A 22,292-nucleotide genomic window follows, 5' to 3' on the forward strand; every position below is an offset into this window, starting at 1 on the left:
TCTTCTTTTTTTAAATTTTATTAACTGCTGCCTTAATAAACGATATAAAAAGAGGATGAGGAGAAAACGGCTTTGATTGAAACTCTGGATGAAACTGCACACCAATAAACCACGGATGACTCTCTAACTCCACTGCCTCTATACATGTTCCATCTTCTGATATGCCACTGCATAGCAGCCCATTTTTTTCCAAATCATCTTTATAATCTGAATTGATTATGTATCTATGTCTGTGTCTTTCTGAAATAGTAGTGTTACTATATGCATCCATCATTTTAGAGCTTGCATTTATATTACATTTGTATGCCCCAAGTCTCATGGTTCCACCAAGATCGTCATCTTGATCGCCAGCTAACTTAACGATTGGATGTTTACAGTTATGAAATTCTTCAGAGTGTGCATCTTCAAGCTTAACAACATTACGAGCAAACTCAATAATTGCAAGCTGCATACCAAGGCAAATTCCGAAAAATGGGATATTATTTGTACGGGCATAATTTATTGCTAATATTTTACTCTCTACTCCGTCATCACCAAACCCCCCTGGGACAAGAATTGCATGAGAATTCTGTAACTTCTCCCCTATAAGCTTTTCATTTATAGGTTTTTCTTCCTTCTCTCTTGAGTTAACCCAATTTATCTTTACTTTGACTTTATTACTAATCGCACCATGATTTAATGCTTCAACTAGTGATTTATACGCATCAGGGAATTCGGTGTATTTTCCCACTATAGACACAGTAACTTCCTGTGTTGGGTGCCTTATGGAATGCACTATTTGATCCCATTCAATCAAGCTTGGTTTTGGCTCACTTAAATGAAAGTGCTCCAAAATTTGCGTATCAAGCCCACATTGGCTATACAACACCGGTAACTCATATATATGACTCACATCAGGAGCAGGTATCACATTGGACAAAGAAACATTGCAAAGCTTAGCTATTTTCTCTCTCTGATTATCGAAAATTTCTTTCTCACTGCGGCATAATATAATATCTGGTTGTAACCCCGCGGAATTTAACTCTCGAACTGAATGCTGCGTTGGTTTTGTCTTTAATTCTTGCGCTGCGGTAAGATATGGTATTAAAGTTAAGTGAATAAGGATAACTCTTTGTTTTCCTAATGTGTAGTTAACTTGGCGTATAGCCTCCAAAAATGGTTGGCTTTCAATGTCACCTACAGTTCCGCCTATTTCACATATTACAAAATCTAAACCTTCCGTACCATTAAAAATGAACGATTTGATTAAATCTGTCACATGAGGAATGACTTGCACAGTTTTGCCCAGATAATCACCACGCCTCTCTTTCTTCAACAACTCATGATATATCTTACCAGTTGTTATATTGTCATCTTTTGTTGCTTTAATTCCAGTAAAACGCTCATAATGCCCAAGATCCAAATCAGTTTCAGCACCATCCTCGGTAACAAACACCTCTCCGTGCTGAGTTGGGTTCATTGTCCCAGGATCAATGTTGAGATACGGGTCAAGTTTTCTGATACGGATCTTAAAACCGTAAGCTTGAAGAAGCGCACCAACGCTTGAAGCAACTAAGCCTTTACCAAGCGATGACACAACTCCACCTGTGACAAAGATAAATTTAGCTTCCTTCATTAATTTTCAAATGGAACAGAAGTAGGTTCACTTTCTTGCTTTTTTTCTAATATAATTTTCTCTGCAATCGATTTTTTATGTACGTCTTTTGAATATAATCCTGACAATAGCAATGTGTTTATAATAAACAATCCAGCAACAATAGCCGTTATTCTGCTGAGCGGGTTTTCAGAAGATTTTACCGGAATCATCGAATTGACTCCCTGTTGTGTATTACTAAAACCACTTAACGAACTACTCCCAGGCGGCTGCAAGAGCACTAAAATTACTAACACAACAACCAATATTACTTGAAATATACTTAATACCGCTACTGACATTATAGATAGAGCTGAAAATAAAAATTTTAGGAGCATAAAGTGCATAAGTCAAGAACATCTGTCACCCAAGTAGCTTGGAATCTAAGTATGTATTTACTGCCTACCTTATTTTGGTTAGCATATGCATAAAACTGTGGGCTTAATATGTATCACATTTTAAAATACAAAGATTATGAACCAAAAATAGACGAAAGTGCTTTCATCGCAGGTGGTTCGCATATCATAGGCAAGGTTGAAATAGGAAAAGATGCGAGCATCTGGTTTAATTGTGTGGTCAGAGGGGACGTTGGATCAATAAAAATAGGTGATGGAACAAATATTCAAGATGGAACGGTAATTCATGTGGATAGAAACCCAGGTGGTGATACAACTATTGGCAATATGGTAACAGTGGGACATTTTTGTATGTTGCATGCATGTATGGTGCATGATAAAGCGTTTATTGGTATGGGCTCTACCGTGATGGACCATGCAGTTGTGGAGCCTGAAGCTATGGTAGCTGCTGGCTCGCTAGTGACACATGGAAAAGTAATAAAAAGTGGGGAAATATGGGCTGGCAGGCCAGCAAAGTTCTTCAAAAAAATGTCGAATGAAGAAATTAAACATATTACACAATCAGCACAAAATTATATTATGCTAATGAAGGAATATAAAAATTAAAGTTCGCGTGAGGCTAATTTATACTACCAACCCTATTGAGGGACTGCATAGACAGATTAGAAAATTCACTAAAACTAAGGGCTCATTTACTAGCTTGTACAAACAGGTATATTGTGCTATAAAAAAGGCAGAGCAAAATTGGACTATCCTAATTGGGCTTTAACTATATCTCAACTTGATATTTTCTTTCCTGGTAGATTGAAAATTGAGTTGAGTTAAAAATGCGGTTTGACACACTTTTTTGAACATTTCCTTATTGCCTGTTTTTACAATTTTGAATTGATTCCTTAGGTTATGCAAGAGGTCTATTGAGCAAATCCAATAATATCCTTGATTTCTTTTATATTATGGGTTGCAATTTCTGCTGCTTTCTTTGTACCTTTTTTTAATATTTCACGTAAATGGAATTGGTCTTTTAAAAGATCATTCATTCTCTCACGTATGGGTGATATAACACTGATAATTAAATCAGCTAACTCTTTTTTGAAGTGCTTCATGTCATGTTTGTTCACTTCTTCACATACTTTTTCCGCATTTACATTACTAAGCACTGAATAAATGTTTATCAAATTGCTTATTTCTGGTCGGCACTCTAAAGTAGCAAAATCAAAGCCTAGAATTGAATCTGTTTTTGCTTTTTCTATTTTTTTGACAATTAAATCATCCGTATCATCAAGGTTAATGCACGAATATTCTGAAGGGTCAGATTTACTCATCTTGCTTGTGCCATCTCTTAAGCTCATTATTCTTGATGTGCAATCCAAAGTTAAGATTTCAGGTACGATGAAATAATCCAGTTTATAATGATTGTTAAAAGCTGATGCAATATCACGTGCAAGCTCCAAATGCTGTTTTTGATCATCACCAACAGGAACGTATTTAGTTTGATACAACAATATATCTGCAGCCATAAGTACTGGATAACTATATAATCCAAGAGAGGCTTTTTGTTTATCGCCGCCAGCTTTATCTTTAAATTGAGTCATGCGATTAAGCCAACCAATTGGTGTATAGCACCCAAGCAGCCAGCCCAGTTCTGCATGACCACTAACCGTGGACTGATTAAAAATAATGGACTTTTCTGGATCTATTCCACATGCAATATAAGCTGCTGCTGTTTTGAAAATATTACTTTTTAATTCACTTGCGGGAAGCTTATTTGCTGTGATTGCATGTAGGTCGACAATACAAAAAAGAGATTTGTATTTATGCTGTAAGTCTATCCACTGTTTGATTGCACCAAGATAATTACCTAAATGTAGTACGCCACTTGGCTGGATACCTGAAAAGACAATACTTGTCATTATACATTTACCTCATGCTAATCGCTTCCACAATCAGCAGATTTCTTAGAAAGAATAACCATTGCAGGACGGAGCAACCTATTTTTGATAGTATAACCAGTCTGTAGTACTTCTATAATAGTGCCAGGCTCTTTTTCATTGTCTTCTCTTTCCACAACAGCTTGGTGTAAATTACTATCAAAAAGCTCACCAAGTGGATCTACTTCCTCTATTCCATGTTTTTTTAGATCATTTATAATTTTTTGATAAGCTACTTTAATCCCCTCATGAACAGGATCACCGTCTTTCAAAATTTCCATTACTTTTTTTAAATTGTCGCACGAGTCGATCATATCACGTGCAAATTTTGTGACTGCATAGTCACTTGCATCGCTAATTTGCTTTTGCATTATACGTTTGACGTTTTCATTATCTGCAACAGCACGGCGTAAATGATCTTCAAGCTGAGCTGCACGTTCTTTTAATGTATTGAGATCTTCATTTAAATCATCAGTTTGCTTATGGTTATCACTTTGTTGGTCGTCACCTTTCTGCCTATTTACCATATCGGCAAATTTCCTCTTTTTTTCTTTACTGCTGTCTGACATATCACTATCCTTAAGAATCTAATAAATATATAGCAATTAATTCGAAAATATCAAGCACCAGCTACATTTGTCTTTCTATGCTCGCATTTAAAAAGTCAATTAAAGTAATTTTATAAAAAGAATCAGAAAAAGTACTAATATCATTTTGTGCCATATTAATGTAGTATCTAGCTTTTTCCATAGAAAGCTGAATGGCATTATGGTGATTAATATAGTGTAATGCTTGGTCAAAATTGTGTCTAGCTGAAGAAAAGCATTTTTCCCAGAATTTTTGCTCTGCTGAACTGCCCTTTTCGTATGCTATAATAGCAGGTAAGGTGACTTTACCTTCGAAAAAGTCTTTTCCGACTTGTTTTCCAGAAGTGCCTTGATTAGCAGTATAATCGAGCATATCATCAACTATTTGAAATGCCATACCAAAATTAAAACCAAAATTCTTTAGCCTCTCTGTTTCGTCATTTGTTGCACCAGATACTGTAGATGCAGCTTCACAGCATGCAGAAAATAAAGATGCTGTCTTTTCTCCAATGATATCAAAATAATTTTCCCTGACTGTGTGGGGGTCAAAACGTGTTGTCATCTGCTTTATTTCACCCTTCACAAGTAAATGCGATGCTTTAGATAAAATAGAGAGAATATTTAAATTTCCACACTCTATAAGCCATCTAAATGCTAGAGTCAACAATAGATCACCAACTAAAATGCTTGATTTATTTCCCCAAATCTTATTCGCTGTTTTAACTCCATGGCGTGCCTCACTTTCATCGAGCACATCATCATGAAGTAAAGTAGCATTGTGTATAAACTCTACCGATGCAGCAACGTTGATCCTATCCTCCCCAGAATAGTTTAGCATTTTACATATAATAAAAACTAGTTTAGGCCTTATTTTTTTTCCACCTGAACTAACAAGATGAGATATAATATCAGTAGCAAGCTTAGCACCTTCATCATTGACATTTTTGAAGATAAAGTCCTTCATAGCTGATAGATCAGAAGATACGACATCGTCTAATTTACCATTATTTGTTAAATCAGTATTTAGCATTTTAAAGAGACTTATGCTTCTTGTCCCTGTGCTTTCTCGTTCTCTACTTTCTTCTTTTCTGTTTTCTTTGGTTCTGTTTCTAAAGTTACTATGCCTTTTTTAATGAACCATAGTACTCTTTCAGTTGCTTGCGCGCCTACGCTTAGCCAATGTTTTAATCTATCAGCCTTCACCACAACACGATTTTTATTGTCTTTTGGTAACATTGGATCATATTGTCCTATTTTCTCAATAAAACGCCCATCTCTTGGTGCTCGTGAATCAGCTACAACTATCCTATAAAAAGGGCGTTTCTTTGCGCCAAACCTTGCCAACCTTATTTTAACTACCATGTTAACCTTTATTCATATATTAGTCACAATTTTATACAATGAGCCGTTTTAAGTCAAATGAATTATACAACTTTTGCACCTTATAATATAATTACCAATAATGTAGGGCAGCGCCGGGCGCACAGCTATACGAACATTCATTTTTGAAGGTAAATTGCACAGCAAATGGTGTCATTCCAGTCTGGAATCCAGCCTTTTCATAATCATTAAAACGTTGTATTTTAACATAAAACGGCTACTTTTATACTTAATAAAATTCCTGGATCCCAGACTGGGATGACATCCTTCCTAGTGAAGATTGCTCTCAAATCGCAATGTTCGTACAGTTGTGTGTCTCGGCACTGGATGCGTTTGAAGCAACTTATAAGATTTTTGACTATATATCATCAAGTATAGCGTGATTAACTTCGACTTTATACTTTGATTCCAGATAGCTAATTAATTGCTCTTTTAGCGATATCATCACACGTTTTCCGGTGTCAAGCGTGTTTAATTTACCATTTGATGAATGCATTTCTTTTAGAACACCTATTATAATTTCATTATTGTATTGAATAGGGTCTGTCACTGAACCAGTTGTTTTCATATTGAAAATCTCTTCTACAAAAGAAAAGGGGTAGTTTTGTTGATCCACTTCATTGCGTTGCATCTGCTGACCTTTAACTAATTCCACACCTTGAATTTCTTCCAAATCTGTTTTTTCTCTTAGTTGAACTGCAACCTCTTGCCCAATTTTAAACATTCTTTCTTTTATAAACTCACTACACCAAAGCTCTACCGCTAATGCCCTGCCTTCTTCAAAACTTTGCAATTTGGGTGGAACGATATCAATGATTTTTACACTAACAACAGCGTCCCCAACGCCCTTGAAATAACCTTTCTGATCCTTTTCTCGCGAAAAAATGAAAGAAATCAAATCACCAGAATCTCCTACGTTATTACCGCTTTGATCTTTTCCACTCGCATCTACTGGACCAATAGTTTGTATAGGTAAATTATATTCACTCAATATTTCTTCAATTTCTGAACCATTGTATATCTTATAGTTCACTTGGTTTATGAAATCATTGACTCTTTCAAAAGACTTTTGGTTAGTTAGAACTGACTTTATGTCTTTTTTTAAATCAACTAAGTCTTCATCAGAGACTTGATGCGCACTTTCCACTTTTATTATATGCCAACCAAAACTGCTTGCTAAAACTTCACTTACTTCACCTACTTTGAGAGCAAATACCTTTTCCCTCACGTCTTCTGGTAAAAAATCCTTAGTTATATTATTTACTCTAGTTTCCTCAAGTTTTGCTTTGCCAAACTCTCCTACTATCTGTTCAAAGCTTGTTTTACCCTCCTCAAATGCTCTTCTTGCTGTCTCAGCTTCTTCTTTGGTAGAAAATATTACATTGAATACATCTCTTTGATCTTTTAGTTCCTGTTGTTCTATTATACCATCAACTTCTTCATCTGAGATCTTGATTTGATCTTCAAAATACTTTTGGCCTAGGGAAATATATTGCGCAGTTCGATACTCAGGATAATAAAAATGGGATTTATTTCTTTCGTACAAATCAAGTAATGCTTGATCATCTGGTTCAGGAATGTTTGTAACTGCATCTTCAGTTATTTTAACAATATCAACCACTCTAGTTTGGTAGCGACTTTTGTATATCTGCTCATCAACTCTCTCGCCAAAAGTTACCGGATAATTATCTTTAAATAACGAAGTCATGAACATCATTGCAGGCAGAACTTTCTCTAGCTTTGCTATATACTCTTTCTCTGTCATATGCAGGTCATTTAGCGTTTCATGGAATTTATTTTTGTCAAATTCGCCTTTATCATTTTGAAAGTATTTGGTATTTTTAATATGGTTTTTTATAGACTCTTCTCCAACTGTCAACCCCAGCTCACTAATTAGGTTAAACAATAGTTTTTGCTCTATAAGTGCGTTAAGCAAATCATATTTCAGCTTTTTTACTTGTTCTCTACTCGCATCAGATCCAGAAATTTGCTTTTCATAATTTTGATATAGTGATTTATACTCATCTGACGTTATAACTTCTTTTCCAACCCTAGCTACCTCTTCTTTTTCATCATCACCTGATAAAAGGTTGCCAATTCCCATGAAGACTAATAAGCAAGCTAAAAGGACAACGGTTACTTTAGTGAAAAAATTTTTAACATTCATTTTAAACTCAGTTAATTAATGGTTAATTATAGAATAGTGATAATTTAATTCTTGTAAACCTGTTGCTTTATTAGCTAATATATATAATATTACAATATATTAACTTAAAATTTAACTCTTTTCTTAAATAGAAACATATGTTTGATTAAGTTATACTATACCTTAAGAAGGGAAAATATTTTTTTGAATCGTTTGAAATATGCTTAAACGTAAGCGCATTTAATTAACTTAAGAGGTGGGAAGTGACAAACAAAAAGTCATTGAATGACAAAATTAATGCTTTTTTAGTTTTAATAGCTTATATTTTAGCTCTGTATAACAGTAAGGGATACTTTAAATGGGAGATGCTTTTTTGATGTCAATGGAATCTTCTAAGGGCAATAACGATAGAAATAAACAGTTTCTAATGCAAATAGCTGCTTGGTTAGTAGACAACACTGGTTTAACTTTTAATCAAATAGCACAATGCTGTAGGTTGGCCCTTGAAGAAGTACAAGACATAGCTGATGAGGAAATAGAAGTTGAAAAATATAACCCTATTATTTCTGGGGTAATTACTGAAAAAGAAATCGATGATTGCAAAAAAAATTCAAACCGTGTACCAAATTTGATTATAAAAAATATAAAAAAAAGGAGTAAAGCGATTGGTAGCATCCTTGGCTTTGCCTCTACGGCAAGGCGTAGAGATAAACCTGATGCGATTTATTATTTAGTAAAAAAATTTCCTATCTTGGATAATAACGTTATAGCTAAATTAATTAGTACAACAAATTACACAGTTGAGCAAGTAAGAGATGGATCTCATCATAACATGCAAAATATAAAACCCCAAGATCCTGTACTACTTGGCTTATGTAGTCAAGAAAATTTAGAAGCAGAAGTGGAAAAAGCAAAAGTAGAAGAAGAGAAGCAAGAAAGGTTAAAAAATATAAAGAATAGCTATTGAAAATCCTCAAATTTTTGTGCTTTGTTAACATTAAATTAACTTGACTTGCTAGTGTTTATTAGTATAATGTAAGTAAAGTACGGGGTTTAATAATAATTAAGCTTAATACGCACTAAAACTAGCTCAGCCTAATTTATTATCTTATAGTCACATTTTAGGTTAGTAAGCATCAATTAAAATTTTTGGAGGATTATGACAACAATCAATGAAGATGTTTTGGCAAAAGGAAAGGTTACAGCTCAACCTGAAAAAAGTGAGCAAATTCACAATAACGATACAGTAAAACAGATGGTCAATGAAGGTACTGAGAAAAACAGAAAAACATTAGATCTGAGCGAATTAAAAGAGAAAACAGCAGAAGAATTGTTAGAGTTAGCTGAAGAAAGAAAAATTTCAACTAACGGTAAAAGCAATGGTAGAATGCTAAAGCAGGAAATGATATTCAGCTTAATGAAGAAAATGAGCGAAGAAGGAGGCATAACCACAGGGAGTGGAATAGTGGAAATATTGCCTGATGGTTTCGGTTTCTTACGTTCAGCAAGTGCAAATTATGCTCCAAGTACCGATGATGTTTATATTTCTAACGGGCAAATAAAGAAGTTTAATTTACGTACAGGAGATATGGCATGTGGAGAAATAAGGCCACCTGGTGATAAAGAAAGATATTTTACTTTAACTAAGGTTCAAAGTATAAACTCTACTGAAGTCAGTGAATTAAGAAAGTACGTCCATTTTGATAATTTGCTTCCTCTTTATCCTGAGGAAAGCATAGTACTTGAGTGTAATAGTGGTGATGATAAAAAAGGCTTAAGCATGCGTGCTATAGATATAGTAGCTCCTCTTGGAAAAGGGCAAAGAGCGTTAGTAGTTGCTCCACCTCGCACAGGAAAAACTGTATTGCTTCAGCAAATGGCTAACTCTATAGCTATAAATCACCCTGAAATAGAATTAATAGTGTTACTTATAGATGAAAGACCTGAAGAAGTAACAGATATGATACGTTCTGTAAAAGGTGAGGTAGTGAGTTCTACGTTTGATGAGCCTGCTTACCGTCACGTACAGCTTGCTGAAATAGTAATAGAAAAAGCTAAAAGAATGGTTGAGCATAAAAAAGATGTGGTAATCCTACTTGACAATATTACTAGACTTGCACGTGCTTATAACGCTGTTATTCCTTCGTCTGGGAAAGTTCTAACTGGTGGTGTGGATTCAAATGCACTGCAGAGACCCAAGCGTTTTTTTGGAGCGGCTCGTAATATTGAAAATGGTGGTTCTTTGACAATCATTGCTACAGCTCTTATAGACACTGGTTCAAAAATGGATGAGGTTATTTTTGAAGAGTTTAAAGGTACAGGAAACGCTGAGATTATACTTGATAGAAAACTTTCTGATAAACGTATATTTCCAGCTATTGACATTACAAAATCCGGAACAAGGAAGGAAGAGCTATTAGTTGATAAGGCTATACTAAATAAAATATGGGTGTTGCGTAGAATACTCAATCCTATGGGATCTGTTGAAGCAATGGAATTTTTACGTGACAAACTACTTTTAACAAAGAGCAATGCTGACTTTTTTAACTCCATGAATCACTAAAAGTAAGCCAGTTATGATGGATATGCTGAGCAAAAAGTAAAACGCTTTTATAGTTAAAATAATTGTATCCGTTCAGGCAATGGCGAACTTAGGGAGCGTTAAATAAACTATACGCGTCAAGTTAAGAAGCAAAGGTAAGAAAATTCAATGAACTTAAGGTGGATACTCTAGTCTTTCTATATCTGTCTTTCACAGAAAATTGTGACCAGTTTGTGGTAAGTTTTTTCAGGAAAATTCTCAAATTATTAATTTTGCTGCTTAACGCTAAAAACAAGTAACCGTTCACGGATTGTGAGAATGAATAAAGAACTAAGCAGTCGTAACTTTTGGAAGGGATTTTGGCCATTGAGACGTGATGTCAAAAATATCGACAACATTCTTCCACGAACCTTTCCCCACGTTCCAACCAGGTGAAAAAGCTGTTTTTACGATAGCCGTCTAATTTGCCGTTCTGCAAGGTTGTTGATTGACTTCAGGCTTTCGTAAAAACTTCCACACTATATCCTCGGCCTTAACATCTTAATGGCCATTCTCAAACCATTCTCGTCATTTCATGAAAAAACCCTTCTTTCGCATTAGTTGTGTAGCATCTTTTAATATTAACAAGGCCTATAATAGTGCAGCACTGCCTTACGTATTGCCAATCCAAATTCTACTTGCTGTAAAATAACACAATCTGCTACATCGCTGCTAATCTCAATCCCTCTATTTATTGGCCCTGGGTGCATAACAATCGCATCTGGTTTTGCGTATGATAGCTTTTGTGAATCAAGTCCATACAAATGAAAATATTCTTTCTCTGAAGGAACAAAACAACTATTATTCATGCGCTCTTTCTGCAGTCTTAAAAGCATGATTACATCAGCATCCTTTATACCTTCAATTAATGAATAATGGACTGAATCTACTTCAGGAAAATGCTTACAAATCAAAGTTGGTGGTGCGACCAAGCTTATCTCTGCTCCAAACATTTTTAGCAACCTTATATTTGACCTTGCAACTCTGCTGTGCAGAATATCTCCACATATCACAACTTTGAGATCCTTTATTTGCTTTTTATGACTGCTGATTACAAGATAATCTGCAAGAGCTTGAGTTGGGTGTTCACTGCTTCCATCGCCTGCGTTGATTAGCGAGCAGCTAACATTCTTAGCCAGCATATTAACAATACCGCTATTTTTTTGCCTGATTATTATATAGTCAGGATTCATTGCATTTAATGTTTTGATCATGTCTTTTAGATCTTCTCCCTTGTTAATAGAAGAAGATCTTATTGGCAAAGTTACAACATTTGCTCCAAGGCTTTTTGCTGCTATTTCAAAAGACGCAAGTGTACGCGTTGAATCTTCAAAGAATAAATTTATTACTGTCTTATTTTCCAAGATATGACTATTTGCAGCTTCTTTTTTAAGGTACTGGTTAGCCAACTTAGTTATATTTTCTACATCATCGACTGTAAGGTCTGAGATGTTTAACAAATTCCTTCTCTTGTGCATAGTTTCCTTTTCAACTACTTGAACCTATTCTACTTTCTTATTATTGTTTTTCAATAGACCTCTTGTGCAGCAATTGTTTTGGTGAAAGAACAGAAAAAGATAGTAAAGTCAAAATTAAGTTAGAAGGAAGAAAAAGTTCAGCGAGTCAAGAGTAAGGTACATTAGCATAAATCTTTCATCCCAGTGTTCAGTGGCACTGGGGATTACTTCCACTTACACTCATCCGCTATCATAACAGCCTCAAGAAGATGCTTCTCAAGTTCACTTAGAGGTAAATCACTTTGTGGATAATTTCCCCAAGACTTTAGTATATCGGAAGTTTCAACGCCTTCAATAACAGGGTATTCTTGGTTTTTTTTAGCGTATAGCTCTTGAGCCTGCTTGCTTACTAAAAATTCCAATAAGACTATAGCATTTTCCCTGTTTTTTGCGTTTTTTGTTACTGCTGCACCACTGATGTTTACCATTACGCCGTGATCATTGCGATTAGGAAAAAAAGCCCCTAGCTTGTCTATAACATTCTTTTTATTTTCTGATGAAAGAATTCTTGCAAAGTAATAACTATTTACTATTGCAACATCTCCTTCACCAGCAGCTACAGCATAAATTTGGTCAGTATCACCACCACTTGGTTTTCTTGCCATATTACTCACAATTCCACTTACCCATTCTTTCGTCTTTTCAAAACCATTATTTGCAATCATAAAAGCAATCAATGACCGGTTATATGGACTTGTAGAAGAACGCACTAATATTTTTCCTTTCCATTTTTCATTTGCTAAATCTTCATAAGTACTTAAGTTTTTAGGATTTACTGACTCTTTATTATAAACTAATATTCTGGTTCTTTTTGTAAGGCCAAACCAATAATCTTCACTATCTCTAAATTTTGCAGGTATAACACTTTTTAAAATCTCTGAATCCACTTGAGATAAAAGCCCTCTTTTTTTTGCCAAAATCAGGTTCACTGCATCTGCAGTTAAAAGCAAGTCAGCTTCACCGCCATTTTCCATGCGTGAAAGTAGCTGAGAATAATCATCAATGATGTAACGTACTTTAATGCCTGTATTTTTTGTAAATTCATCAAATAAAGTACGTACTAATTCTTCTTTGCGCGATGAATAGACATTCATTACTTGTGAATTGTCAGTTCCGCTGTTTTTATACAAAAAAGTAATGACTATTAATACAACTGCTATTAAGGATGTGAATATAAAGGCTTTTTTCATATTGGATAAAAAATAACTTCTTTCAGTTAAAGATACTCAAATAGCGCAATCTTAGCAAGTGTAAAATTCGTTAGATGTAGCTAATATAATTTGGATTTACCGAAGTCAATGTATGAAATAATCGAAATTGTCATTCCAGCGCGTGACGCTAGGCCATAAAACCTACTTGACAAACTCCGTCAGCCCCCTTATCATGAAACTGAAGGTATTCAGTTATCTTCATCTGTGCAGATTAAACAGCAAAAAAACAACGTAGTTGGCGTCTTATTTTTAATTTTTTGCACTATGTGCACCTTATGTCTTCACAACATTTCTAGGTTTTTACCTACACAAGCTGAAACGCGCTTATAAAGCGTTTAAGACAGTATAGTACGCCAATTTGCAGGATTAGAGAGTGATAACTAGCTAACACGGGGTTTCTTTTGCCTTTTTTTCTGCTTAGTAAATTTCTTAAACATTTGAACTAAGGTGAGCTGCACTTAAAAGCAGCTAAATTGCAGTGTTTAAGACTTAAAAAAACGCCAATACAGAAAATAGACAATGACCAGGGCCTCTTTTGCCTTTTTTTTCGTTTGGTAAATTTCTTAAATATTTATGGCTAAACGACAACCGTCATCCCGCTACGTGTTAGCGAGATCTGGAGATACCGCGGCGGTATGACGGTCTGCGGCGGTATGGCGGTTCGCGGTGGCATGACAATAACTTCGTCATCCCGCTACTTGTTAGCGGGATCTATGCTAAGGAGATACCGCGGCGGTATGACGGTTCGTGGCGGTATATTCGTCATCCCGCTACGTGTTAGCGGCTAAGAGATACCGCGGCGGTATGACGTATTACTTATTATAGCTATAGTTCTACATGAATTACAAAAGTAATATTTACTAGATCTTAATATTTTAGATCTATATTTTAATAAATAATGAGCTGTAATTAGTATGAATGATCCATTTAAAAGTGAGAACTATAAAAAAAATCTCGACTCCTTGATAGAAGCTATAAAGCTGAAAAATATTGGTGAACAATATAATAAAACAGTGAGAGATTTATCCCAGACATTAGAGAGTTTTACAGATAAGGCAGAAGATGTAGCTAAGTTTGTTATATGTAGTGACTTGAATAATTATATAGAACCGGTGAACAAAAAGCCATCAGGTTTTTTTGGAATATTCAAGGAAACATTTAATAAAATCTTGGGAAAAGATGCTTCAATTCAGGATGGCTTTGTTGCATCGCTAGCTATGATGGATTAAAGATAAAAAAGATGGAGAATATCAGTAGCTTATTATTCTGGTATTTATAACAAGAACGGTCAGTGAATACCTAAATTTGAGTAAAAGAAATTTCACTACCACTCACTAATCCGGCTAAAATTCAAGAATTTCAATGCTTTAGCTATTTTCAATAGAATTAAGTTTATTAATATAAATAATAAATTACTATTCTTAAATTTGATCAGATTGATTGCAAAAAAACAAGATTTTCAATAGGTTGCTTATAATCCTAGCTATAGTTAGCCTTTCATAAGTAGCGATGCAACAAAGCCATTCAGGATAACGATATAAGAAATTTTGCTAATGATAAATTGCCCAGTCTTGCTGAAAAAATAACATTCGAATACCTAAATGTTTTAAAGAAAATTTCAGATTTAGAGCAAAGTAAAAAAAATCAGGAGGAACATAAATTGTATGGAGTGAACTTAGAGGATAGAACAGCGTCAAAGCAAGAAGAAAATCCTTTATATGATCTACAAGCAGGAGATTCAGGCTATGGAAGTTCATTAAATGAAGAGCATGAATATGAAGACATATCACATTATCAAGAGAAAAAGCAAAAGGAAAATCCTTTATATGAGCAGAGAGAAGATTTAGGCTATGGAAGTTTATTAAATGAAGAGCATGAATATGAAGACATATCAAATTATCAAGAGAAGAAGAGTAAAATTTTAATAGAAAATTCGCAGAGTTCAAAATCGCCCAAAGAAGAGCCAATTTATGCAACAGTTTCTAAAGAACATATAGAGGCAAAAAGAAAACGTAAGCAGAAACAACAACCTCAATCCCTCGTACTACCAAAACCACCAAGAGCATCGCAAGTGCCAAAAAAAATGTTTACTACTGGTCAAGAAGTTAGACAAGAATCGAAAGTGGTAGTCAAAGATAAACCTGCAGTACCGCCAAAGCCTAAAAATCTAAGCCGTGCTGATCAAAAAGTAAGCACAGAGCCAAAAGTAGTAGAAGTAATTCTTAAAAAATCAGCTGAAAGTAAACCTACAGTACCACTAAAATCTGAAAATCAAGACAATAGGAAATCAGCACAAAAAGCTGCTGGTAAGGCGATACCAAAAGTAGCAGCAGCTACTATGAAAGGAGGAGCTAATCGCGAGATGGGCAGTAAAGTAAAGGCATTAAAAGAAAAATTTGAGCAAAATCAAGCAAAAGGAAATGCTAATGTACGGCTTGCTGAAAGCAAAACTACCCCAGCAGCACAAGCGGATATCGGTGTGAAGAAAAAACAATCTCATTCATTTCTAACAGAGAATAAAAGATCTGCAACGAAACACATAACAGCAAAATCTGATCCAAAATCTCATGTCAGCAAAAATCCTCCTTCCACACAAGTAAGTGTTAAGGAAATGGTTGCACAAATTGAGAAAGGAAAAGGAGGAAGATAGTAACATTTGGGAAAAAAACATATGGTCAAGTCAAGAGATTGTGAGCAAACTTAGGAAGTTATAGCTAAACTGACTGTATCTGTTCAGAGGAGTGGCTAATGTGCAAATATTGAAGCAAAGTGCGTGACTCACAGCTGTACGAACATTGCAATATGGCACATAGTAAACGATGTCATCCCAGTGCCCAGACACTGGGATCCAGTTTTCCATATAATCTCATCGAAAATGTTGTAATCACTTTCTGTGCTAGTTTGCTTGTTCACAAGCAAACTTTTCTGGTTCCCAGTGTCAAGCACTGGGATGACATCATAGGGACACTGGGATCTAGGGAATGTTCAAAAAACTGTGTCAAATCAACTCATACACTTCATTACCAACTTCATGATGAAGTTCTGCAGTTGGATGGAAATAATCAAAAAAGAAATAATCCTTTAGTGTTTCTTCGCTACACCCAGGGTTATAGTGAACGTCAAGTTCCCCTTTAAATATCAACTTTAAGAGTATTTTTATATTTTCTTTAAATCTCCCAATTTGGTCTGCAATGTTCGATGTGCATGCATCTTGACAATTTAAACCTTTGCTCTTGTATTCGCTAAGCATACTTTTCATTTTAGAGTTAAGATCAAATGCTTTTATTTCAAGATTTGTACTTTTCTTCATATAATCTAAGCCATTAGCCAATTTTGCATTGAAACTCTCTGTGAGCTTCGTAGCTAGTTCCCTTGCTTCTTCATCTCTATTAAAAGCTGGTATTGAGCCAACTTCAGGTGCGTTTGCAACAACTACATGCTTAACACCATGTTCATTTAGAACCTTAAGTGCATTACATATTTCACTCACTGCTTGTTCCAACACTTCTTCCGCTTTAGTATCGTCATAAGCAGTGGCAACCATAACATCATTTCCGCCGATTATGATGCAAAATAAATCTTCTTTACCTATATCTGGATGATGTTTAATTACCGCATCTAGCTGGTTAGCTAAACGAAATTTATTGAAGAAATAATAAAAAATAGGGTCAAAAATTTCAGATGCTGTTGCACATGAAACTGCATAGTTTTGACCTTGCTGTTCGTGGCATTTCCCAAAAAATGAATAACTCCACCCAGGTTTAAATTCGTCTAAATCTAAATATTTTGCTACATATTCAACAGCAGTGGGGCCATTGCTAAAAGATCCTCCTTGATAAAAAGGGTCATCAAACTTTACGCTTTTTGCAAAGGATAAGTTATTTAAAATTCCAATGATTGCGCCATTATCGGATAAACTATCACCCAGAACATAAAAATTTCTATACTTTGAATTAGAATTGTCATTTTTGTTTGTCATAATATTTACCGTAGATTAGCATGTTGTTTCATTAGATTCATAAAAAAAAATAGCGGTGCAACTTTTTTACAACCCCCATTTTAAACTTTATTGTGCATTTCCTTCATATCATACCTTTTTGAAAAAACGTTTTATTTTAAAAACGCTCTGACTTTTTCTCCACTTTTTCCGGGCAAAATCAGCTTCTTCTTAACTTGACACGTATACTTAAAAGAACCCTCTAAATTTTCTAGCGCGGCTTGGATGTTTCAACTTGCGCAGTGCTTTTGCCTCTATTTGCCTAATTCTCTCACGTGTTACATTAAAAATTTTTCCTACTTCTTCTAAGGTATGCTCCTTCCCATCTTTACCAAGGCCAAAACGCATTCTTAGAATTCTTTCTTCCTTTGGTGTTAAAGTTGCAAGAACATTGGTTGTAATGCCACGCAAGTCAGCAAGTATTGCAGCATCCTCTGGTCTGGAGACTCGCTTATCTTCTATACAATCACCGAAGGTACTACTATCATCCTTTCCTGTTGGAGCTTCAAGACTTACTGGGTCCCTTGCTATTTTCATAACTTTGCGTATTCTTTCCAGTGGCATTGTCAGTTCTACACTTAATTCCTCTAACGTCGGCTCTCTTCCCATCTCATGAGTCATTTTTCTTAATGCTCTGTTGATTTTACTGATAACTTCTACCATATGAACTGGTATTCTAACTACTTTAGACTGCTCAGGTATTGCCCTAGTGATTGATTGTCTTACCCACCAAGTGCCATAAGTTGAAAATTTATATCCACGTTTGTAATCAAACTTATCCACGGCCTTCATAAGACCAATATTGCCTTCTTGTATCAAATCAAGCAGATCAAGGCCTCTTTTTGAATACTTCTTAGCAATGGAAACTACTAGCCTTAAGTTAGCCTTAATCATCTCTTGCTTTGCTTCAGAGACTTCTCGTTCGTGTTTTTGTATTCTCCTGATTAGCTCCTTAAATTCTTGCACGTTATCTTCCTGTATATGCTGCTTAATACCGTTCAAAGTACTAGCTATATGTTCAGAGTTATCGTCTATAAACCTTAAAAATTTGTTTTTTAATTCACCTGTAAAAGAGGACTGATTTTCATTGATCTTTAAAAGAATTATCTTTTTCAATTCGTGCTTTAAAAGCACGTCATCATAAACTTTATAGAAACTTTCTCTATCGATATCGTATTTTCTAGCCTCAGCAATAAGATTAGCCTCTTCAAGCGTGATGGATCTATTTATCTTATAAAGTTCTTGTGTAATTCTGGCAACAGCAGCATCACTTAACTTAATTTGTAATGCTATAGACCATATTTGACTATATAAATTCTCTAGTTCATCAGAGGAATCTTTAGAATTTTTTCTTAATACCAATGCTTCATTTGTTAAAGTAATTATCTCATCCAATGCAACTATGACCTTTGGCAATAAGTCACTTTCCATTTCAAGAATAGAAACATTTAAATTCGCTGAATTTATATCTTCATTATCACCGTCTTTCTCATCATCACTTTTTTTACTATCTTTCTCATCATCACTACAGTACTCAGCATCTTCAGAAACATCCTCAGAATCCTCAACATCTTCAGCACTTTCTTCACTCTCTTCTTTGGGTACCACATTAAAGTCAGAGTTATAAATTGCATCCAGATCTATAATTTCTCTCAGTAAGAGAGCTCCACTACTTAAATCATCACGCCATACTTTTATCACCTTTAATGTTACTGATGTTTCAATTATTGCACGTAACATGTTATGCTTTTCAGATTCAATTTTTTTTGCTATCTCGATTTCATCTGCCCTTGACAAAAGCTTTACAGAGCTCATGTCTTGTAAATAAATCCTCACTGGATCATCATTTTGTACTAAAGTTGCAGTAATATTTGGCGATATGTCATCATCATCAAGTTTACTATCATCACTGTTGGAAGGAATATCTTCTTCATCTTCGCTACTTTCAAGCACATTAATTCCGGAATCCTGCAATAAAGATATAGCATCATCTATAAAATCAGACGAAAAATTTTCATCTGATAATTTATCATTTATATCATCAAAGGTGACAAAACCACCTTTTTTTATACTTTTAGTTACAAGATCTCTGATAACTTTTTTCTTATCTTCTGCATCATTAATAGTTGACATCATTACCTTTATAGTTTATAATTTTATTTCTTATTAACAAATAAACTTACAACGAGCAAGTCTATAATTTTACTTTTAACTTGTGGCTATTCGTTACTTCATATAGTTTAAGATACTGTTAATTTATGTACACTTGTCTTGATCAATTGTTCCATACTTTTCTTCCATTTTTACTGCTATGGACAATCCAACTGAAAATGTTGCAATTCCAACCACTATAGCAGTAAGCATTAAAACATGAGGTATAGGATTGCTATATGAATAAAAATTTGAAACCAATATAGGAGGCAAAGAACTTTTTATATATCCTAGAGATATGTAAAACAACAAAACAGATGCTTGGAAGACGCTTACCCCTATCATTTTCTTGATTAAATTTTTATCGTTTATAATAATATATAAACCTAGCACCATTAATACAATAATAATCGTATAATTATATAAAGTCATTGTTTTTTCCTACGAGCAAAATTCATATATATAATTAACATAGAGGAGCAGACAGTAAATGCTACACCTAATTCCACCAAAAAAATACCCAATTTTTGACCGGTTCTATTATTGGCTGACAAGATATCATAAGATAAAAAATTTTGGCCAAGTAAAGTTGTTGCAACGCCCGTTCCTCCATAAATTAAAATACCTAACACGTTAGTCAATCTAATCACAGAATAAGGTATTGCTTTTAGAGTTGTAGATACACCAAATAGCATTGAATATAATATTATCCCGGAGGCAATAATTATTCCTGCTTGAAAACCTCCACCCGGAGTGTAATCACCGTGAAATTGTATGTATAAACCAAATAAAATGATAAAAGGTATCATCAAAAATGTTACTGCATTTAATATCGGATCTTTAATCATTGTCTTTTTCTTCTTTTAATATCAACGTTATACAAAGCGCAGCAGTAAAAACTACTATAGTTTCTCCAAACGTGTCATAACCACGAAAGCTTGCCAAAACAGCTGTCACTATATTAGGAATACCGGTAGCTTTTTCGGTATTTTCCACATAATAAGGAGCAACATGCAAGTGGATCGGAGCATTGTGGCTGCCAAAATCTGGCAATTGAATCATAAAATATGACAAACATACAGCCAGAAATAACATAAAAAAAAGCGTTATAGGGTTATGAGATAGATTTACTTTATGATTCTTTATCAAGGAGAGTGCTGCAAACGTAAAAATCGTACTGAGCCCCGCACCAACAGAAGCTTCAGTAATTGCAACATCAGGTGCATTCATAATTAAGTATATAAGCGCAATAAGTGAACTAAATACACACATTAGAACAGCACTTACGACTAAATGTCGCGAGAAGACTATAAAAACCGTAACTGTTAGTAACAACAAAAGTAGCACTACATTTAATATTTCTAACACCTTAACCTTCTTTAACAGTTTTTTTCTTAACTTTATAATAAGTGCGCGCTAAAATATAGCCATTAGTTGAGCTAGCTACCCATATTATAAGAATTAATAATATTATTTTAACAGTATTGATTGAAAATCCATTCTGCAAAGCAAAACCAATTAACAATAGCGTTGCACCGCTAGAATCTGTAATACCTGCTGCATGTAACCTAGTATAGAAATCAGGAAATCTAATTACTCCCACACTTGAAATGATTACTGAACAAATGCCTAAAAATATAAGAACGGATCCTATCATAAATTATTAAAACAACATTAATCTCATTAGTGCTATAGTTGATATAAAGCTAACGCTAGCATACAACAATGCTATATCAATTAAAAAAAAATTATTCAGAATGATTGATATTGCTGTTATGAGTACAACTACTTGCGTTGAGAAATTATTGAACGCTAAAACCTTATTGTACACATCACTTGACTTAGACACTATGCGGCACAACATTATACTCATACAGAACAACAGTGTATAGATAGCAATGTGAAGCATTTAAAGACTATGTAACTTCAGTAGATTTCTAAACGGATACTTCTTCATCGCCATCTTGATCATTTATTTCATCATCTATTTCACCATCCACTTCATAATCTTGGCTTTCTTGACTTGCATCAAGATCTGTGTTAAATTGACCATCAGAAAAATTTAATAAATTCGCTAGCTTACTTGTATTACTGCTGTAAACATTATTCATATTTCCTTTCATGTACTCCTTGCATCTACCTACCAAAAGGTTAAATAGCTCATGAGTATCCACCTGTTTTTCTGCTATTTCATATAAGGAAACTATGGTGTTTTTATGGTCTTTAAACTGAACTGTTTGAACTGGATTACTTGCTCCTGTATTTAAATCATGTGTTCTTTGACTTGCCAATAGAACCAATTTGAAACGGTTACTTACCTGTTCTGTACACTTTTCTACAATAGACTCAGCCATAAGATACTACCTTAATAAGTTTTATACTATATCACAAAAAACAAGTTGTCAACTTTGTATCTATTGCGATTCAACTTCATGTTTTACTTTTTCTGCCTCAGATTTTATTTCTTGGCTTTCTGTCATCGTGATTGTTATTTCATGATCAAGTTTTTTTAGAAATCCTAACAATCGCTCTAAAGAAAAACCATCTATTTTACCATTTTTAATTTGTGATACCTTTGGCTGATCAATACCAAGTTTCTCAGCTGTAAAAGCCTGAGTCCAAGCATTTTTTTCTATAATTTTATTTATTATATAAAGCAACTTTGTTTTTATTGCTGCACTGTCTAAGTTATTTAACGATATTATTTCCATAATTCTTACACTCACATATCAATTAACTTTATTAAATATTATAGCATAATATTTAATATACCAAGATATTAATATCATATAACTTGTCAATAAT

The 22,292-nt window shown here is 34.4% G+C and carries 23 protein-coding genes and 3 pseudogenes; 6 read left to right on the forward strand and 20 right to left on the reverse strand.

Translation table 11 applies throughout. The annotated features are described in order from the left end of the window. Window positions 1-10: 10 nt before the first annotated feature. Window positions 11-1,615 carry a CTP synthase gene (locus ABWU36_RS01790; protein ID WP_265017586.1) on the reverse strand — a complete coding sequence of 535 codons (1,605 nt, stop codon included), beginning with the start codon at window positions 1,613-1,615 and terminating at the stop codon, window positions 11-13. Then, window positions 1,615-1,935 (reverse strand): preprotein translocase subunit SecG, encoded by a 321-nt coding sequence (gene secG, locus ABWU36_RS01795; RefSeq protein ID WP_264732556.1) that lies wholly within the window; start codon window positions 1,933-1,935, stop codon window positions 1,615-1,617. Before secG ends, ABWU36_RS01790 begins: the two co-directional genes overlap by 1 nt. A 144-nt stretch (window positions 1,936-2,079) precedes the next feature. On the opposite strand from secG, the gene ABWU36_RS01800 reads away from it, so the two are divergent. Both ABWU36_RS01800 and ABWU36_RS01805 read left to right on the forward strand, forming a co-directional pair. After that, window positions 2,080-2,595: a gamma carbonic anhydrase family protein gene (locus ABWU36_RS01800; RefSeq protein WP_253307252.1), complete on the forward strand. Its 516-nt coding sequence runs from the start codon at window positions 2,080-2,082 to the stop codon at window positions 2,593-2,595. Window positions 2,596-2,605: 10 nt separating this feature from the next. Continuing rightward, window positions 2,606-2,814 (forward strand): annotated as a pseudogene (locus tag ABWU36_RS01805) (IS256 family transposase); the annotation flags it as partial. An 86-nt stretch (window positions 2,815-2,900) separates the two neighbouring features. On the opposite strand, the gene trpS reads toward ABWU36_RS01805, so the two are convergent. From trpS to ABWU36_RS01830, 5 genes and pseudogenes are all read right to left on the reverse strand, one after another. Then, window positions 2,901-3,899 carry a tryptophan--tRNA ligase gene (trpS, locus tag ABWU36_RS01810; RefSeq protein ID WP_264688393.1) on the reverse strand — a complete coding sequence of 333 codons (999 nt, stop codon included), beginning with the start codon at window positions 3,897-3,899 and terminating at the stop codon, window positions 2,901-2,903. 17 nt (window positions 3,900-3,916) lie between these two features. Beyond that, window positions 3,917-4,486 carry a nucleotide exchange factor GrpE gene (locus ABWU36_RS01815; RefSeq protein ID WP_253307254.1) on the reverse strand — a complete coding sequence of 190 codons (570 nt, stop codon included), beginning with the start codon at window positions 4,484-4,486 and terminating at the stop codon, window positions 3,917-3,919. Window positions 4,487-4,547: 61 nt separating this feature from the next. Beyond that, window positions 4,548-5,534, reverse strand: a complete 987-nt coding sequence (locus ABWU36_RS01820) for a polyprenyl synthetase family protein (protein WP_353272926.1) — start codon at window positions 5,532-5,534, stop codon at window positions 4,548-4,550. Between the two features lie 11 nt (window positions 5,535-5,545). Further along, on the reverse strand, window positions 5,546-5,866 hold the full coding sequence (gene rpsP, locus ABWU36_RS01825; protein WP_253307256.1) for a 30S ribosomal protein S16: 321 nt from the start codon (window positions 5,864-5,866) through the stop codon (window positions 5,546-5,548). A gap of 376 nt (window positions 5,867-6,242) precedes the next feature. After that, a pseudogene (locus ABWU36_RS01830) lies at window positions 6,243-8,054 on the reverse strand (SurA N-terminal domain-containing protein); the annotation flags it as partial. Window positions 8,055-8,388: 334 nt separating this feature from the next. Between ABWU36_RS01830 and ABWU36_RS01835 the strand changes: the two are divergent. Both ABWU36_RS01835 and rho read left to right on the forward strand, forming a co-directional pair. Continuing rightward, window positions 8,389-8,997 carry a cell cycle transcriptional regulator TrcR gene (locus ABWU36_RS01835; RefSeq protein ID WP_064124724.1) on the forward strand — a complete coding sequence of 203 codons (609 nt, stop codon included), beginning with the start codon at window positions 8,389-8,391 and terminating at the stop codon, window positions 8,995-8,997. A gap of 192 nt (window positions 8,998-9,189) precedes the next feature. After that, window positions 9,190-10,593, forward strand: coding sequence for a transcription termination factor Rho (gene rho / locus ABWU36_RS01840; protein ID WP_264328936.1), 1,404 nt, complete (start codon window positions 9,190-9,192; stop codon window positions 10,591-10,593). Window positions 10,594-10,714: 121 nt separating this feature from the next. On the opposite strand, the pseudogene ABWU36_RS01845 reads toward rho, so the two are convergent. From ABWU36_RS01845 to ABWU36_RS01855, 3 genes and pseudogenes are all read right to left on the reverse strand, one after another. Next, window positions 10,715-10,867: pseudogene (locus ABWU36_RS01845) on the reverse strand (IS4 family transposase); the annotation flags it as partial. A gap of 325 nt (window positions 10,868-11,192) precedes the next feature. Beyond that, the gene (locus ABWU36_RS01850; protein WP_253307260.1) at window positions 11,193-12,089 is read right to left on the reverse strand and encodes an aspartate carbamoyltransferase catalytic subunit; all 897 of its coding nucleotides are present in this window, start codon (window positions 12,087-12,089) and stop codon (window positions 11,193-11,195) included. A gap of 203 nt (window positions 12,090-12,292) precedes the next feature. Then, entirely contained in the window at window positions 12,293-13,318 is a 1,026-nt protein-coding gene (locus ABWU36_RS01855; protein WP_353272928.1) for an extracellular solute-binding protein, read from the reverse strand. Window positions 13,319-14,253: 935 nt separating this feature from the next. On the opposite strand from ABWU36_RS01855, the gene ABWU36_RS01860 reads away from it, so the two are divergent. Together ABWU36_RS01860 and ABWU36_RS01865 are read left to right on the forward strand one after the other, a co-directional pair. Further along, window positions 14,254-14,568 carry a hypothetical protein gene (locus ABWU36_RS01860; RefSeq protein WP_353272929.1) on the forward strand — a complete coding sequence of 105 codons (315 nt, stop codon included), beginning with the start codon at window positions 14,254-14,256 and terminating at the stop codon, window positions 14,566-14,568. Between the two features lie 332 nt (window positions 14,569-14,900). Next, window positions 14,901-15,989, forward strand: coding sequence for a hypothetical protein (locus ABWU36_RS01865; protein ID WP_353272930.1), 1,089 nt, complete (start codon window positions 14,901-14,903; stop codon window positions 15,987-15,989). Window positions 15,990-16,117: 128 nt separating this feature from the next. Here ABWU36_RS01865 and ABWU36_RS01870 read toward each other — a convergent pair whose 3' ends face one another. From ABWU36_RS01870 to ABWU36_RS01915, 10 genes are all read right to left on the reverse strand, one after another. Then, on the reverse strand, window positions 16,118-16,252 hold the full coding sequence (locus ABWU36_RS01870) for a hypothetical protein (RefSeq protein WP_265016477.1): 135 nt from the start codon (window positions 16,250-16,252) through the stop codon (window positions 16,118-16,120). An 85-nt stretch (window positions 16,253-16,337) separates the two neighbouring features. Next, window positions 16,338-17,318, reverse strand: a complete 981-nt coding sequence (locus ABWU36_RS01875; RefSeq protein ID WP_253307290.1) for an SGNH/GDSL hydrolase family protein — start codon at window positions 17,316-17,318, stop codon at window positions 16,338-16,340. A gap of 207 nt (window positions 17,319-17,525) precedes the next feature. Beyond that, on the reverse strand, window positions 17,526-19,469 hold the full coding sequence (rpoD, locus tag ABWU36_RS01880) for an RNA polymerase sigma factor RpoD (protein ID WP_353272931.1): 1,944 nt from the start codon (window positions 19,467-19,469) through the stop codon (window positions 17,526-17,528). 123 nt (window positions 19,470-19,592) lie between these two features. Beyond that, window positions 19,593-19,919: a cation:proton antiporter subunit C gene (locus ABWU36_RS01885; RefSeq protein ID WP_253307288.1), complete on the reverse strand. Its 327-nt coding sequence runs from the start codon at window positions 19,917-19,919 to the stop codon at window positions 19,593-19,595. Next, the gene (locus ABWU36_RS01890) at window positions 19,916-20,335 is read right to left on the reverse strand and encodes a Na(+)/H(+) antiporter subunit B (protein ID WP_164224942.1); all 420 of its coding nucleotides are present in this window, start codon (window positions 20,333-20,335) and stop codon (window positions 19,916-19,918) included. Before ABWU36_RS01890 ends, ABWU36_RS01885 begins: the two co-directional genes overlap by 4 nt. Continuing rightward, the gene (locus tag ABWU36_RS01895; RefSeq protein ID WP_264688399.1) at window positions 20,328-20,855 is read right to left on the reverse strand and encodes a DUF4040 domain-containing protein; all 528 of its coding nucleotides are present in this window, start codon (window positions 20,853-20,855) and stop codon (window positions 20,328-20,330) included. Before ABWU36_RS01895 ends, ABWU36_RS01890 begins: the two co-directional genes overlap by 8 nt. 1 nt (window position 20,856) lies before the next feature. Next, window positions 20,857-21,144 carry a monovalent cation/H(+) antiporter subunit G gene (gene mnhG, locus ABWU36_RS01900; RefSeq protein ID WP_096617042.1) on the reverse strand — a complete coding sequence of 96 codons (288 nt, stop codon included), beginning with the start codon at window positions 21,142-21,144 and terminating at the stop codon, window positions 20,857-20,859. 6 nt (window positions 21,145-21,150) lie between these two features. Then, window positions 21,151-21,396, reverse strand: a complete 246-nt coding sequence (locus tag ABWU36_RS01905; RefSeq protein WP_082860906.1) for a monovalent cation/H+ antiporter complex subunit F — start codon at window positions 21,394-21,396, stop codon at window positions 21,151-21,153. A gap of 28 nt (window positions 21,397-21,424) precedes the next feature. Next, on the reverse strand, window positions 21,425-21,841 hold the full coding sequence (gene rpoZ, locus ABWU36_RS01910; RefSeq protein WP_253307286.1) for a DNA-directed RNA polymerase subunit omega: 417 nt from the start codon (window positions 21,839-21,841) through the stop codon (window positions 21,425-21,427). Between the two features lie 60 nt (window positions 21,842-21,901). After that, window positions 21,902-22,198: a helix-turn-helix domain-containing protein gene (locus ABWU36_RS01915; protein ID WP_353273210.1), complete on the reverse strand. Its 297-nt coding sequence runs from the start codon at window positions 22,196-22,198 to the stop codon at window positions 21,902-21,904. Window positions 22,199-22,292 lie beyond the last annotated feature (94 nt).

The sequence above is a fragment of the Wolbachia endosymbiont (group A) of Portevinia maculata genome, assembly GCF_964028525.1.
In the GTDB taxonomy this organism is placed as follows: domain Bacteria; phylum Pseudomonadota; class Alphaproteobacteria; order Rickettsiales; family Anaplasmataceae; genus Wolbachia.

Bases quoted from the DNA above. Each gene is read 5' to 3' on its own strand.
- ABWU36_RS01855 (WP_353272928.1), bottom strand. From the start codon at position 13,318: ATGAAAAAAGCCTTTATATTCACATCCTTAATAGCAGTTGTATTAATA.
- rho (WP_264328936.1), top strand. From the start codon at position 9,190: ATGACAACAATCAATGAAGATGTTTTGGCAAAAGGAAAGGTTACAGCT.
- ABWU36_RS01800 (WP_253307252.1), top strand. From the start codon at position 2,080: ATGTATCACATTTTAAAATACAAAGATTATGAACCAAAAATAGACGAA.
- ABWU36_RS01820 (WP_353272926.1), bottom strand. From the start codon at position 5,534: ATGCTAAATACTGATTTAACAAATAATGGTAAATTAGACGATGTCGTA.
- ABWU36_RS01905 (WP_082860906.1), bottom strand. From the start codon at position 21,396: ATGCTTCACATTGCTATCTATACACTGTTGTTCTGTATGAGTATAATG.
- rpsP (WP_253307256.1), bottom strand. From the start codon at position 5,866: ATGGTAGTTAAAATAAGGTTGGCAAGGTTTGGCGCAAAGAAACGCCCT.
- rpoD (WP_353272931.1), bottom strand. From the start codon at position 19,469: ATGTCAACTATTAATGATGCAGAAGATAAGAAAAAAGTTATCAGAGAT.
- rpoZ (WP_253307286.1), bottom strand. From the start codon at position 21,841: ATGGCTGAGTCTATTGTAGAAAAGTGTACAGAACAGGTAAGTAACCGT.
- ABWU36_RS01850 (WP_253307260.1), bottom strand. From the start codon at position 12,089: ATGCACAAGAGAAGGAATTTGTTAAACATCTCAGACCTTACAGTCGAT.
- mnhG (WP_096617042.1), bottom strand. From the start codon at position 21,144: ATGATAGGATCCGTTCTTATATTTTTAGGCATTTGTTCAGTAATCATT.
- ABWU36_RS01790 (WP_265017586.1), bottom strand. From the start codon at position 1,615: ATGAAGGAAGCTAAATTTATCTTTGTCACAGGTGGAGTTGTGTCATCG.
- ABWU36_RS01835 (WP_064124724.1), top strand. From the start codon at position 8,389: ATGGGAGATGCTTTTTTGATGTCAATGGAATCTTCTAAGGGCAATAAC.
- trpS (WP_264688393.1), bottom strand. From the start codon at position 3,899: ATGACAAGTATTGTCTTTTCAGGTATCCAGCCAAGTGGCGTACTACAT.
- ABWU36_RS01890 (WP_164224942.1), bottom strand. From the start codon at position 20,335: ATGATTAAAGATCCGATATTAAATGCAGTAACATTTTTGATGATACCT.
- ABWU36_RS01860 (WP_353272929.1), top strand. From the start codon at position 14,254: ATGAATGATCCATTTAAAAGTGAGAACTATAAAAAAAATCTCGACTCC.
- ABWU36_RS01885 (WP_253307288.1), bottom strand. From the start codon at position 19,919: ATGACTTTATATAATTATACGATTATTATTGTATTAATGGTGCTAGGT.
- ABWU36_RS01815 (WP_253307254.1), bottom strand. From the start codon at position 4,486: ATGTCAGACAGCAGTAAAGAAAAAAAGAGGAAATTTGCCGATATGGTA.
- ABWU36_RS01915 (WP_353273210.1), bottom strand. From the start codon at position 22,198: ATGGAAATAATATCGTTAAATAACTTAGACAGTGCAGCAATAAAAACA.
- secG (WP_264732556.1), bottom strand. From the start codon at position 1,935: ATGTCAGTAGCGGTATTAAGTATATTTCAAGTAATATTGGTTGTTGTG.
- ABWU36_RS01875 (WP_253307290.1), bottom strand. From the start codon at position 17,318: ATGACAAACAAAAATGACAATTCTAATTCAAAGTATAGAAATTTTTAT.